Source organism: Mesorhizobium sp. M1D.F.Ca.ET.043.01.1.1 (assembly GCF_003952385.1).
Lineage (GTDB): Bacteria > Pseudomonadota > Alphaproteobacteria > Rhizobiales > Rhizobiaceae > Mesorhizobium.
On sequence record NZ_CP034444.1, the window covers coordinates 2,831,393 to 2,844,902 of the forward strand.

General features: G+C 65.9%; 11 protein-coding genes. 8 read left to right on the forward strand and 3 right to left on the reverse strand.

The genetic code is table 11. The features are described from left to right. Positions 1 to 22 precede the first annotated feature (22 nt). The 3 genes from EJ067_RS13775 to EJ067_RS13785 all read right to left on the reverse strand — a co-directional run bounded on the left by EJ067_RS13775 (position 23) and on the right by EJ067_RS13785 (position 5,143). Positions 23 to 1,348, reverse strand: coding sequence for an ActS/PrrB/RegB family redox-sensitive histidine kinase (locus tag EJ067_RS13775; protein ID WP_126086204.1), 1,326 nt, complete (start codon positions 1,346 to 1,348; stop codon positions 23 to 25). Between the two features lie 392 nt (positions 1,349 to 1,740). Next, positions 1,741 to 4,203: an ATP-dependent helicase HrpB gene (hrpB, locus tag EJ067_RS13780; protein ID WP_126086205.1), complete on the reverse strand. Its 2,463-nt coding sequence runs from the start codon at positions 4,201 to 4,203 to the stop codon at positions 1,741 to 1,743. 49 nt (positions 4,204 to 4,252) lie between these two features. Continuing rightward, entirely contained in the window at positions 4,253 to 5,143 is an 891-nt protein-coding gene (locus EJ067_RS13785; protein ID WP_126086206.1) for a DMT family transporter, read from the reverse strand. A gap of 23 nt (positions 5,144 to 5,166) precedes the next feature. Here EJ067_RS13785 and EJ067_RS13790 point away from each other — a divergent pair, with 23 nt between their 5' ends. From EJ067_RS13790 to EJ067_RS13825, 8 genes are all read left to right on the forward strand, one after another. Then, on the forward strand, positions 5,167 to 5,856 hold the full coding sequence (locus EJ067_RS13790) for a PIG-L deacetylase family protein (protein WP_126086207.1): 690 nt from the start codon (positions 5,167 to 5,169) through the stop codon (positions 5,854 to 5,856). A 273-nt stretch (positions 5,857 to 6,129) separates the two neighbouring features. After that, on the forward strand, positions 6,130 to 7,461 hold the full coding sequence (locus EJ067_RS13795) for an ABC transporter substrate-binding protein (protein WP_126086208.1): 1,332 nt from the start codon (positions 6,130 to 6,132) through the stop codon (positions 7,459 to 7,461). A 122-nt stretch (positions 7,462 to 7,583) separates the two neighbouring features. After that, positions 7,584 to 8,531: a sugar ABC transporter permease gene (locus EJ067_RS13800; protein WP_126086209.1), complete on the forward strand. Its 948-nt coding sequence runs from the start codon at positions 7,584 to 7,586 to the stop codon at positions 8,529 to 8,531. Beyond that, on the forward strand, positions 8,528 to 9,478 hold the full coding sequence (locus tag EJ067_RS13805) for a carbohydrate ABC transporter permease (protein ID WP_126086210.1): 951 nt from the start codon (positions 8,528 to 8,530) through the stop codon (positions 9,476 to 9,478). The genes EJ067_RS13800 and EJ067_RS13805 overlap by 4 nt, the downstream gene beginning before the upstream one ends. Then, positions 9,475 to 9,681, forward strand: coding sequence for a hypothetical protein (locus EJ067_RS13810; RefSeq protein ID WP_126086211.1), 207 nt, complete (start codon positions 9,475 to 9,477; stop codon positions 9,679 to 9,681). Before EJ067_RS13805 ends, EJ067_RS13810 begins: the two co-directional genes overlap by 4 nt. Positions 9,682 to 9,683: 2 nt before the next feature. Then, positions 9,684 to 10,790, forward strand: coding sequence for an ABC transporter ATP-binding protein (locus tag EJ067_RS13815; protein WP_126086212.1), 1,107 nt, complete (start codon positions 9,684 to 9,686; stop codon positions 10,788 to 10,790). Next, positions 10,783 to 11,796: an ABC transporter ATP-binding protein gene (locus EJ067_RS13820; RefSeq protein WP_126086213.1), complete on the forward strand. Its 1,014-nt coding sequence runs from the start codon at positions 10,783 to 10,785 to the stop codon at positions 11,794 to 11,796. The genes EJ067_RS13815 and EJ067_RS13820 overlap by 8 nt, the downstream gene beginning before the upstream one ends. A gap of 60 nt (positions 11,797 to 11,856) precedes the next feature. Continuing rightward, the gene (locus EJ067_RS13825) at positions 11,857 to 13,500 is read left to right on the forward strand and encodes a dihydroxyacetone kinase subunit DhaK (RefSeq protein WP_126086214.1); all 1,644 of its coding nucleotides are present in this window, start codon (positions 11,857 to 11,859) and stop codon (positions 13,498 to 13,500) included. Positions 13,501 to 13,510 lie beyond the last annotated feature (10 nt).

Consider the following 13,510-nt stretch of genomic DNA (forward strand, 5'->3'; position numbering starts at 1 on the left):
TGCCATGCAGCAAACGCAACGCTCAGGCATTGTCGAACATGGTTCCGGACAACTGTTCGGGGTTGAGGAAGACGCCGCGCGGCCAGGTGATCTGCACCACCGCGCCCTCGCCGAGCCCGCTCGAATTGCGAAAATCGGTCGTGGCGCCCGAGCGCTCCAGCAGGGTCTTGGCGATGAAAAGCCCGAGCCCGAGGCCGCCGCCGGCCTCAGTTCCCTGGCGCGTCGACATATAGGGCTCGCCGATGCGGTCGATGATCTCCGGCGGAAAGCCCGGTCCGTCGTCGATAATGGAGAATGAGACCTCCTCATTGTCCCAGTTCCAGCTGACGGTGACCGTGCTCTTGGCGAAGTCGACGGCGTTCTCGACCAGGTTGCCGAGCCCGTAGATGACGCCGGGACTGCGCTGCCCGACCGGCTCCGGGCCGATGCGCTCGCCGGGGCGCAGCCGGATCGAGATGCCGAAGTCGCGGTGCGGCGCCGTCACCTCCTCGACCAGCGAGGTCAGCGGCAGGCGCGAAAGATGCGCCTCGCCCTCCGAGGACAGGCTGGTCAGCCGCTTCAGGATCTCGCGGCAACGCTCGCTTTGCGAGCGCAGCAGCTTCACGTCCTCGCTGAATTTCGGGTCCTCGCCCAGCGCCTTTTCCATTTCCTTGGCGACGACGGTGATGGTGGCCAAGGGCGTGCCGAGCTCATGCGCGGCGGCGGCGGCAAGCCCGTCGAGCGCGGAAAGATGCTGCTCGCGCTGAAGCACCAGCTCGGTGGCCGCGAGCGCGTTGGCGAGCAGGCGCGCCTCCGCCGCGACGCGGAAGGCGTATATCGCGGTGAAGGCGATCGAGGCGAACACCGCCATCCACATGCCGGCGACATAGATGAAGGGCATCGGCAGCGGCGCGTAATCGTACCAGGGCAGCGGCAGGTGGAAGAACACAAGCAGCGTGGCCGCCACGATGACCAGCGCGCCGAGCACCGCCGTGAGGCGCAGCGGCAGCGACGCGGCGGAGATGACGACCGGCACCGAGAGCAGGACCGAGAACGGATTGGTCAAACCGCCGGTGATATAGAGCAGGCCGGCCAGCTGCAGGCTGTCGATGGTCAGGATGACGAAGGCCGAGAGCGGAGTCAGCCGGTGCGCCGCCGGATAGCGGAAGGTGAGCCAGAGGTTCATCCAGGCCGAGCAGGCAATGAGCGCGAAGCACATCGAGACCGGCAGCGGGAATTTCAGACCGTAGGCGACGACCAGCACCGCGACGCTCTGGCCGACGATGGCAAGCCAGCGCAGGCGGATCAGCGTGTTGAGCCGCAGCCGCTGGCTCTGCTGGGAATCGGGCGCGCGCAGGATGTTGATCATCGACTTACGATTATAACCGCAGGAGGGTGAGCGCTAGTGGCGCTGTGAAGGCGACTTACCGGGTTTGGCAGCCGTGTTTCACCGTTCGTCTCGGTTCACTATCATGAACATTCGGGATTGGCCGAGGCCGCTCGCGACTTCGTCATCCACGGGCGGAGCGACGCGAAGCGGAGCGCAGACCCGAGGATCCATTCCGTGACTTCGAGGCTTTGCGATGGTTCAGAATTCTGTTCCGCTGCATTTTACGGTCAAGGTAACGGAATGGATCCTCGGGTCTACGCGCGTCGCTTCGCTCCTTGCTCCGCCCGTGGATGACGAAGTGATGGCGTTTGCGCCAATCGCCAACGCACATTGCCCCACTAACGCTAATGGCCTGCCGAAGCGGCACGAACCTACGTCCCTCTTGGCTTGGCGCGGCTGGTGGCGGCGGCGAGCAGCGGGTTTTCCGGCCAGACATGTTTTGGGTAGCGGCCGCGCATGTCGGTGCGCACGTCCGCCCATGAACCGCGCCAGAAGCCGGGCAGGTCGCGCGTCGTCTGGATCGGGCGATGCGCCGGCGACAGCAGCTCCAGCGTCAGCGGCACGGTGCCGCCGGCGATCGCCGGATGGCGGTCGAGGCCGAACAACTCCTGCACGCGGATCGCCAGCACCGGCCATTCGCCGTCATAGCGGATCGGCACCCGACTGCCCGACGGCGCGTCGAAATGGGTCGGCGCCAGCGCGTCGACTTTGCGCTGCAGCGCGTGCGGGACCAGCGACAGCAGCCCGGCCGCGAGCGCGCCGGAGTTGATAGCGGAGAACGACGCCGCGCCGGTGAGAAACGGCAGCAGCCAGTCGTCGAGGCGGCCGAGAAGCGCTTCGTCGGTCACATCGGGCCAGGGCGCGCCGAGGCCGCGATGGAGCCAGCCGAGCCGCTGGCGCAGCGCCTTGGCCTCCTTGCTCCAGTCGAGCAGCGACAGGCCGTGCTCGCGCAGCGCATCGAGGATTGCCCGATCCGCATCGGCGCCCGATGGTGCCGGCAGCATGCGCTCGGCAAGCGTGATGGCGCCAAGGCGCGCAGTCTCGCGCACGCGCACGGCGCGCCGCTCGCGGTCGAAGCCGGTTTCGCGCTTCGTCTCGATGCGGTCGGCAAGTGCTGCACGGATGTCGGCTTCGTCGACGGGAGCAGCGGCGGTGATGCGGGCATTCTGCGCCTTGCCTTGCAGATCCGCGACGACCAGCCAGGTCTCGCCGGCCAACGGATCGGCGGCGTCGACCATGGCGCCGGAGCCGTTGGCGAGGACGAAGCGGCCGCGCTCGCCGCGCGCCCTGGCGACGCGATCCGGCCAGGCGTGGATGAGGAGCGCGCCGGCCGGAACCGGCATAGCGCTTTTTCCGCCGCCGGCTTGCTTCGCCAGGCGTTCGGCCAGCTGCCGGGCGGCATTGGCGCGCGGCGATTTCTCGCTGCCAAAGCGCATCAGCCGCCGTTCCAGATCGGCGCTGTCGCCGCCGAGTCCGCGCTCGGTAAGCAGCACCGCAAGAGTCGCCGCTTCGAGCGCCTGTCCGCCCTTCACCGCTTCCGCCACCATATGCGCGAGCCGCACCGGCAGCGCCAGCTTGCGCATCGCAGCACCCACCTCGGTCAGCCGGCCGGCGTCGTCGATGGCGTGGAGCGCGCGCAGCAGCACCCGCGCCTCGTTGAGCGCCGGCCCCGGCGGCGGATCGAGAAAGGACAGGCTCGACGGATCGGCAACGCCGAAGGCGGCGCAGTCGAGCAACAGGCCGGACAGGTCGGCCTCGAGGATTTCCGGCGGCGTGAAGGCGGGAAGCGCTGCCGTCTGCTCGGCGCGCCACAGCCGGATGGCGAGGCCGGCTTGCGTGCGCCCGGCGCGGCCGGCGCGCTGGTCGGCGGAAGCCTTGCTGACGCGCACGGTTTCCAGCCGCGTCAGGCCGCTTGCCGGCTCGTAGCGCGGCAGCCGCGACAGGCCGGAATCGATGACGACGCGCACGCCGTCGATGGTGATCGAGGTCTCCGCGATCGATGTCGCCAGCACCACCTTGCGGCGGCCGGCCGGCGCCGGTTTGATCGCCGCGTCCTGCGCCCTGTTGTCCAATTGGCCATAGAGCGGGACGATATCGGTGTCGGCCGCGACATTGCCCAGAAGCCGCTCAGCCGTGCGCTCGATCTCACGCTGTCCTGGCAGGAAGGCGAGCACGCTGCCCTGTTCGGTGGCTAAAGCCGAGCGGATCGCCCTGGCCATCGCGTCCTCGATGGCCACGCCGGCCGGACGTTCGTCATAGCGGATCTCGACCGGGTAGGCGCGGCCTTCGCTTTCAATGACCGGTGCTCCTGAAAGAAATTTCGCAACGCGCGCGCCGTCGAGCGTCGCTGACATGACCAGCAGGCGCAGCTCCGGCAGCAACGCCCCCTGCACGTCGAGCGCCAGGGCGAGGCCGAAATCGCCGTCGAGCGAACGCTCGTGGAATTCGTCGAAGATCACCGCAGAGACGCCCGGCAGCTCCGGATCGTCGAGGATCATGCGGGACAAAACACCTTCGGTGACGACGAGGATCTTCGTCCGCGCCGAAGTGCGGTTCTCCATGCGCATGGCGTAGCCGACGGTGCCGCCGGGCTCCTCGCCGAGCAGCTCGGCCATGCGGCGGGCGGCGGCGCGGGCAGCCAGCCGGCGCGGCTCGAGCAGGACAATGCGACCCGAACCCAGCCATGGCGCATCGAGCAGCGCCAGCGGCACCAGCGTCGTCTTGCCGGCGCCGGGCGGCGCCACCAGCACGGCGCTGTTGCCGCCTTCAAGCGCCTGCCCGAGCGCCGGCAGCACGGCGGTGACCGGGAGTTCCGGCAGAAGTCCTGTCCTCATGGCGCCCGCATATCAGCGGCAATGCACAGCGCGCAACCGCCCCGACAAGTCACAGCCTGGTGCGCGTGAACGGGTTCCAGCGCACGGTGCCGAGCCGCACCTCCTCGCGCACCATGGTCAGCAAGCCGGAGGCGCCGACGACGGCCAGGCCGACCAGGGAAAGCGCATCGGGGTATTCCTTGAAGAACAGCGCTCCCAGCACAACCGCCCAGACGATCTGCGAATAATGCGTCGGCGCGATCCGGTTGGCCGGAGCGTATTTGGCAGCCAGGAGCTGCAGCAGTTGACCGCCGGCGGTGAAGATCCCGTCCAGCACCAGCCAAGCCAATTGCCCGATATTGGGAAGCGAGAAAGATGTCGCGACCGCGCCGACCCCGTTGAACAGCAACCCGCAGCCGATCAGCGTGCCCAGCATGGTCGTGCGCTTTTCCTGCTGGGCGAGCGAGCGCATCAGGATAACGCTGGTTGCCGCCAGGAAGGCGTTGGCGAAGGCGGCGAGATGGCCGAGATGCAATTCGCGAAAGCCCGGCCGCACCACCAGCATGACGCCAGCAAAGCCGGCGACGACGGCAAGCCATCGCCAGGGTCCGACGCTTTCCTTCAGGATGACGGTCGAAAGAATGGTGACCAGCAGCGGCGCCAGGAAGATCAGCGCGTAGACTTCCGCAAGCGGGATGGTGGTGAAGGCATAGACGCTGAGCACGCCCGACGCGATGCCTGCCCAGGCGCGCGCCTGCACCGCCCATGGCCGTTTGGTGCGCCAGAAGTCGCGCCACCGCTCATCGGCCGGGCGGGTGAAGAACAGGGAACAGCCGGCAAACAAGGTCACGAAGAATCCGATCTCGAAGACGGTGAACTGCCCGCCGAGGCTCTTGATGACGGCATCGCTGCACGAATAGCTTGCATAGGCGATCAGGGCGAGCAGGATTCCGTTCGGCACGTTTCGATTTCCGGGAGAGGCAAGTGAAGATACTGGCGCTAGGGGCTCATCCCGATGACATCGAGATATTCATGTTCGGTACGCTGGCTGCCTACAAGGCGCTAGGCGCAGAGCTGACTTTTGCGGTAGCCACCGACGGTGCCAAGGGCGGCAAGGGCGATCCGACGGCACTCGTCAAGGCACGGCGCGAGGAGGCGACCGAAGCGGCCGGCCTGCTCGGCGTCACGCCGCGTTTCCTCGACTTCCCCGACGGAGCGCTGGTCGCGGACGCCGCGCTCATCGGCGCGCTGAAGGCGCTGATCGGCGAGGTCAAGCCCGATCTCGCGATCACCCACGCGCCGAACGACTATCACGGCGACCACCGGGCGCTGGCGGACGGCGTGCGCATCGCCGCGTCCTTCGCGGTGCCGGTGCTGCATGCCGACACGCTCGGCGGCACCGGCTTTTCGCCGACGCACTATGTCGACATCTCCGCACATTGCGACATCAAGGCGCAAGCGATCCGCGCGCATCGCTCGCAGGATCCGGAACGCTTCTTCGAAGGCGCGCGCACGCAGAACGCGTTCCGGGCCGGGCAATGCAACGGCGCGCCCGACGCACTGGCCGAGGCCTTCCGCTTCGAGGCTGTCTTCCCCTTCGCCGACATCCGCGAATTGCTGCCGCCCGCGCCGCCGATCCGGCCGGTGACGGTCAGCACGAAGACGGTCAGCTAGAGCGTTCACACCTTTCCTGAGTTGCTCTGAGCCGGCTGACGAACGATCCGGCTGAAGCAGCCCGCGGCTATTTCCCAATGATTTCAACCACCCTTTTCGCCATGCTGCGGCGCAGCAACGAATTCGCTTGCGTTGTTTAGTAAAAAGAGCATCACTAAACAAATTACTAAACATCGGCGGCGCATCGCGCGCCATGTTCAGGCCCTCGGAGGAGCGAGGGTCGAGGGCTCTTGAAACCGTCATCCGGACGTGTTTCGCAAATGGGAGGAAGGCATGAAATCGACCTTGAAACTGGCGTTGGGTCTGGCCTCGGCGATCACCGCGTCGACCGCCGTCTCGAACGCCGCGCATGCGGAAGACCTGACGCTTTGCTGGGCGGCCTGGGATCCGGCCAACGCGCTCGTGGAACTGTCCAAGGATTTTACCAAGGAAACCGGCATCGGCATGAAGTTCGAGTTCGTGCCGTGGACCAACTACGCCGACCGCTTCCTCAACGAGCTGAACTCGCACGGCAAGCTCTGTGACCTGATCATCGGCGACAGCCAGTGGATCGGCGGCGCCGCCGAGAACGGCCACTACGTCAAGCTGAACGACTTCTTCGACAAGGAGAAGATCAGCATGGACGACTTCGTGCCGGCGACCGTGGTCGGCTATTCGGAATGGCCGAAGAACTCGCCCAACTACTGGGCGCTGCCCGCCATGGGCGACGTGGTCGGCTGGACCTATCGCAAGGACTGGTTCTCGCGGCCCGAGCTGCAGAAGGAATTCAAGGAGAAGTATGGCTGGGACCTCGCCGCGCCGACCACCTTCGACCAGCTGAAGCAGATTGCCGAGTTCTTCCAGAAGCGGCAGATCGACGGCAAGACCGTCTATGGCGCCTCGATCTACACCGAGCGCGGCTCGGAAGGCATCACCATGGGCGCCATGGATGTGCTCTACAGCTTCGGTTTCCAGTACGAGAACCCGAAGAAGCCCTATGAGATGGACGGGTTCGTCAACTCCGAGAAATCGGTGAAGGGCCTGGAATTCTACAAGGCGCTCTATGATTGCTGCACGCCGCCCGGCGCCTCCAACAGCTACATGGGCGAAGGCGTCGACGCCTTCAAATCCGGCCAGGTGGCGATGCATATGAACTTCGCCTTTACCTGGCCCGGCCTGCAGAAGGACGAGAATGTCGGCGGCGACAAGATCGGCTACTTCGTCAACCCGAAGGGCCCCGATGGCGACCAGTTCGCGCAGCTCGGCGGCCAGGGCATTTCAGTGGTCTCCTATTCCGACAAGCAGGAATCGGCGCTGAAATACATCAAGTGGTTCGCTAACAAGGACGTGCAGGCCAAGTGGTGGTCGCTCGGCGGCTATTCCTGCCTGAACTCCGTCGTCAAGGACCCGAAGTTCCCGTCCAGCCAGCCCTACGCGCAGGCCTTCCTCGACTCGATGGCCATCGTGAAGGACTTCTGGGCCGAACCAAGCTACGCACCGCTGCTGCAGGCCTCGCAGAAGCGCTTCCATGACTATGTGGTGGCGGGCCAGGGCTCAGCCAAGGACGCGCTCGACGGCCTCGTCAAGGACTGGACGCAGGTCTTCCAGGACGATGGCAAGATGTAGTCGGGGCAAGATGTAAGGCTCCTCCCGAGCTTGATCGAGGCGTCCCGTGCCGCCCTTGGCACGGGACGCAGTTCAGATAAATTCCATTGTCGAGAGCTACCGTGACCGAAGCAGGACTAACCATGCTCAATCGGACTGCGGACAATGCTGCCCGGGCGACCCCGGAACCATTGGCCAAGACGATCCGGGGCATCAGCGACAAGGGCCTCGCCTGGCTGTTCATCTCGCCGACGATCCTCCTGCTGCTTGCCATCAACATCTTCCCGCTGTTCTGGGCGATCTATCTGTCGTTCACCAACTTCCGCGCCAACCGCCCCAACGAAGTGGTGAAAAACCTGGGGCTCTCGAACTACCGGCGCATCCTCGGCGACCAGGACATCTGGATCGCCATGCAGACCACCGCGCATTTCGTGTTCTGGACGATCCTCTTGCAGACGGTGATCGGCTTCACGCTGGCCTGGCTGATCGACCGCAAATTCCGCGGCCATGCCTTCTGGACGACGATCATCCTGGTGCCGATGATGCTGTCGCCGGCGGTGGTCGGCAATTTCTGGCGCTTCCTCTACGAGCCGCAGATCGGGCTGTTTTCCTACGTCATCTCCTTCGTCACCGGCATTCCGCCGACGAATGTGCAGATGCTGTCCAATGTCGAGCTGGCGCCTTGGGCGATCATCATCGTCGATACCTGGATGTGGACGCCTTACGTGATGCTGATATGCCTCGCCGGCCTGCGCTCCATCCCCGAATACATTTATGAGGCGGCCGAGGTCGACCGCGCCTCCAACTGGCGGCAGTTCTGGTCGATCACGCTGCCGATGGCGCTGCCCTTCATCATGCTAGCGGTGCTGTTCCGCGGCATCGAGAATTTCAAGATGTTCGACATGGTCAATCTCTTGACCGGCGGCGGGCCAGGCTCGACCACCGAGGTCGCCTCGATCACGCTGAAGCGGCAGGCCTTCGAAAGCTGGCGCACCGGCTATTCCTCAGCCTTCGCCATCATCCTCTTCGTCGCGGTGTTCGGGCTGGCCAACATCTACGTCAAGGCGCTCAACAAGGTGAAGCAGAGATGAGCCTGACCACCGCCCATTCCGTCGTCGCGCCGTCGTCGAACTCGAAGCGGCTCGCAGGGGTGCTCGTCGTCGGCTACGCGCTTATCTCGATCGTGCCGTTGCTGTGGATTTTCGCCACCAGCTTCAAGACGCCGCCGGATTCGATCGCCTATCCGCCGAAGATCGTCTTCCAGCCGAGCATCGAGGGCTATTGCAACCTGTTCACGACCCGAACCCGCCAGACGCCGGAGTACATCAACTCGCTCGGACCGGCGACCGGCTTCTGCGACGAGACGGTGCGCAAGCGCAACATGGTCATCGCCGGGCCGTCGAACTTCCTGCCGCGCTTCGTCAACTCGCTGATCATCGCCTTCGGCTCGACGTTCTGCGCGGTGTTCCTCGGCACGCTCTCGGCCTACGGCTTTTCGCGCTTCAAGGTGCCGCTGGCGGACGACCTTCTGTTCTTCATCCTGTCGACGCGCTTCATGCCGCCGATCGCGGTGGCGATCCCGATCTACCTGATGTACCGCGAGCTCGGCCTCTCCGACACCGCACTCGGCATGATCCTGCTCTACACAGCGGTCAACGTCTCGCTGGCGGTCTGGCTACTCAAGGGCTTCATCGACGAGATCCCGCGCGAATATGAGGAAGCGGCGATGATCGACGGCTACACCAGGCTGCAGGCCTTCTGGCGCACCGTGCTGCCGCAGGCGACGACCGGCATCGCAGCGACCGCCATCTTCTGCCTGATCTTCGCCTGGAACGAGTATGCTTTCGCGGCACTGTTGACGTCCGGCACGGCGCAGACGGCGCCGCCCTTCATCCCGACCATCATCGGCGAAGGCGGCCAGGACTGGCCGGCGGTGGCCGCAGGCACGACGATCTTCCTGGTGCCGATCCTGGTCTTCACCATCCTGCTCCGCAAGCAATTGCTGCGCGGCATCACCTTCGGCGCGGTGCGCAAATGAGCACGATCCAGCCCGCAAGACGCAAATCCCGCTGGCCGACCTGGGCAAGGCGCGGCCTGATGGAAAACATCGCCACGGCAATCATCGCCATCGGCTTCTTGATGCTGTTCCAGTCCTTCGCGCTGGCGCTCTACAGCTATTCCTTCGTCACCATGCTCGCCGGCACGGCAATGTTCATCATCGTCTCGAAATTCCCGGAATAGCCATGGCCGAGATCCGCGTTCAGAATCTGAGGAAAGCCTTCGGCGAGTTCGTCGCCGTGCAGGATTCCAACTTCGTCGTCGAGGATGGCGAGTTCTTCGTCATGCTCGGCCCGTCCGGCTGCGGCAAGACGACGACGCTGAGGATGATTGCCGGCCTCGAATTGCCGACCGGCGGCAAGATACTGCTCGGCGGCGAGGACGTCACCATGCGCCGGGCGCGCGAGCGCGACATCGCCTTCGTCTTCCAGCTCTTCGCGCTCTATCCACACATGAACGTGCGCCGGAATATCGGCTTCCCGCTGCTGGCGCAGGGCATGCCCTCGGCCGAGATCCGCGCGCGGGTCGAGGAGACGGCGAAGCTCTTGCGCATCGACCATCTGCTCGACAAATCCGTCTCCGGCCTTGCCGGCGGCGACCGCCAGCGCGTCGCGCTCGGCCGCGCCATCGTGCGGCGGCCGAAATGTTTCCTGATGGACGAGCCGCTCGGAACCCTCGACACCGAATTCCGCGACCTGATGGTGCATGAGCTGCGCGAGCTGCACAACCGCATCCACGCCACCACCGTCTATGTCACGCACGACCAGATGGAAGCGATGTCGATGGCCGACAAGATTGCGGTGATGAACCACGGCGTCATCGAGCAGTTCGGAAGCCCGCGCGAAATCTACGACCGACCGGCGACGATGTTCGTCGCCGACTTCATCGGTTCGCCGCCGATGAATTTCCTGCGCTTCGGCGGCGGGCTCGCCAGGGGCGCGAAGGAGATCGTCGTGCAGGGCGCCAAGGTCGCGGTGCCGGAGGTGCGCGAGGACATCGCGCCCGCCGACATGGCGCTCGGCATCCGGCCCGAGCACATCCGCTTCGATGACGGCTCGAAGCTGCGCGGCGCGATCTACGGCACCGAATATCTCGGCACCACGCAGATCGTCGCGGTGGAGACGGCCGACGGCATCATCAAGGCGCGGGTGCCGGCCGGCATCCATCTGAACCCCGGCGAGCAGGTCGGGCTGACGCTGAGCAGCGCGCGGCTGTCGCTGTTCGAGAAAGGCTCGGGCCGCGCGGTGAAGACCGCCATGCATGATCAGGCAGCGGAGGCGCGTCATGGCTGACGTCCAGGTCCACGGTGTGACCAAAAGCTTCGGCGACACCGTTGCCGTCAACGATCTCGACCTGCAGATCAAGGACGGCGAGTTCGTCGTGCTGCTCGGCCCGACCGGTGCCGGCAAGACGACGACGCTCAGGCTGATCGCCGGGCTGGAGCGGCCGGACAGCGGCACGATCCGCATTGGCGGGCACGACGCGACGACATTGTCGCCGGCCGAGCGCGACACCGCCTTCGTCTTCCAGCAATACTCGCTCTACCCGCATCTTTCGGTCTTCGACAACCTCGCCTTCCCGCTGCGCTCGCCGGCGCGGCGCTTCCCCGAAGAGGCGATCCGCCGCCGGGTCGAGGAAGTGGCACGCATGGTGCGCATCGACCACAAGCTCAACAACCGCTCGACCAGGCTGTCGGGCGGCGAGATGCAGCGCGTCGCTATCGGCCGCGCCCTGGTGCGCAAGCCCGCGATCTACCTGATGGACGAGCCGTTGTCCTCGCTCGACGCCAAGCTGCGTGGCGACCTTCGGCTGGAGCTGAAACGCATCCAATCCGAGCTCGGCGCCACCATGCTCTATGTCACGCACGACCAGATCGAAGCGATGACCATGGCCGACCGCATCGGCATCCTCTCTGAAGGCGTACTGGTGCAAATCGGCACCCCGCGCGCGATCTATTCGGAGCCGGCAAACCTGCATGTCGCGGCCCGCCTCGGCCAGCCGGCGATCAACCTTTTGCCGGCCGGCCTGCTGCCTGACGGCGGCGCGCCGACCGGCACGAAGACAATCGGCGCCCGCACCGAGCATCTGTCGATCGAGAAGGCGGCGAACGGCCATGCCGACGGCGTCGTCGACTGGGTCGAGCATCTCGGCGACCAGAACCATCTGCATGTGACAGTGGGCGCAAAGAAGCTGGTGACGCTCACCGATCCCGACACGGCGCTGGCAAAAGGAGACAAGGTGACGATCCGCTATCGCTCGCCGCTTTATTTCGGCTCGGACGGGCAAAGACTGATGTAGGCGACCGAGCACGCCGCGCACGCCGATTGACGACTCGCAGATACGGACTGGACGAAATCCATGAAGCACTTTTTCAACCGCAAAGAGACGATCGTCACCGAGGCGCTGGACGGCTTTCTGGCCACCGCAGGTTCGGGCACACTGGCACGCCTCGACGGCTATCCCGAGATCAAGGTCGTGCTGCGGTCCGACTGGGACAAGACGAAGGTCGCCGTGGTTTCCGGCGGCGGCGCCGGGCACGAGCCGTCGCATGCCGGCTTCGTCGGCGCCGGCATGCTGACGGCCGCCGTGTCGGGCGAGATCTTTGCTTCGCCGAGCGTCGAAGCGGTGCTGGCGGCGATCCGCGCGACGACCGGGCCGGCAGGCTGCCTTTTGATCGTCAAGAACTACACGGGCGACCGGCTCAATTTCGGGCTCGCCGCCGAAAAGGCGCGCGCGGAAGGTTTTGCGGTCGAGATGGTGATCGTCGCCGACGACATCGCGCTGCCCGACATCACGCAGCCGCGCGGCGTCGCCGGCACGCTGTTCGTGCACAAGATCGCCGGGCACCTCTCGGAAGCCGGCCGTGACCTGCCATCGGTTGCCGCAGCGGCGCGCGCGGCGGCGAAAGACATCGTTTCGCTCGGCATCTCGCTCTCCTCCTGCTCCATCCCGGGCCAGACGCATGAAGACCGTTTTGGCGCCGACGACGGCGAGCTCGGCCTCGGCATCCATGGCGAGCCCGGCGTCGAGCGCATCGCGCTGCAGAGCGCCGGCAAGCTGGTCGCCATCATGGCCGAGCGGCTTGCCGCGCGGCTCGATCCGCACAGCCGTTACGCCTTGCTGATCAACAATCTCGGATCGGTGCCGCCGCTGGAAATGTCGCTCATCGCGAATGCCGTGCTCGCCTCGCCACTGGCAAAGGCGGTGACGCTGACGATCGGCCCCGGACATCTGATGACCGCGCTCAACATGAACGGCTTCTCGCTGTCGCTGATCAGGCTGGATGCCGAGCGCGAGGCGGCGCTCTCGGCGCCGGTCGGCCCGCATGCCTGGCTGCCGGCGAAGCCGGTTCGCCAGCCAGTCGTGGTGGAAATGGCCAAACCTGCCATTCGCGACGCCGCCAGGCCGGCCAGCCGCGATGCGGGCGCCGAGCGGCTGATCGCCACGGTCTGCGAGAAACTTATCTCGCTCGAACAGACGCTGAACGGCCTGGACGCCAAGGCCGGCGACGGCGACACCGGGTCGACGGTGGCGACCGGCGCGCGCAGCGTGCTTCACCGCCTCGATACGCTGCCGCTTGCCGACAGGGCCGCAACGCTCGCCGCGATCGGCGATACGCTGGGAACCTCGATGGGCGGTTCCAGCGGCGTGCTCTTGTCGATCTTCTTCACCGCCGCTGCCCAGTCGCTCAGAGGCGGCGCGCCGCTCGGCAAGGCGCTGCTCGCCGGCCTCGACCGGATGACCTTCTACGGCGGCGCGAAAATCGGCGACCGCACCATGGTCGATGCGCTGGAGCCGGCGCTCAAGGCGCTCGACGCACGCGGGCTGGAAACGGCCGCATCGGCCGCGCGGCACGGCGCGGAGACGACCATGGCGATGCAGAAGGCGAAGGCGGGGCGCTCGGCCTATATCGGCCGGCAGCTTGACGGCGTAGCGGATCCAGGCGCCTTTGCGGTGGCCGAAGCTTTCACGGCCGTGGCGGCCATGTTCGCGCCGGCATGAAGGACTGAGC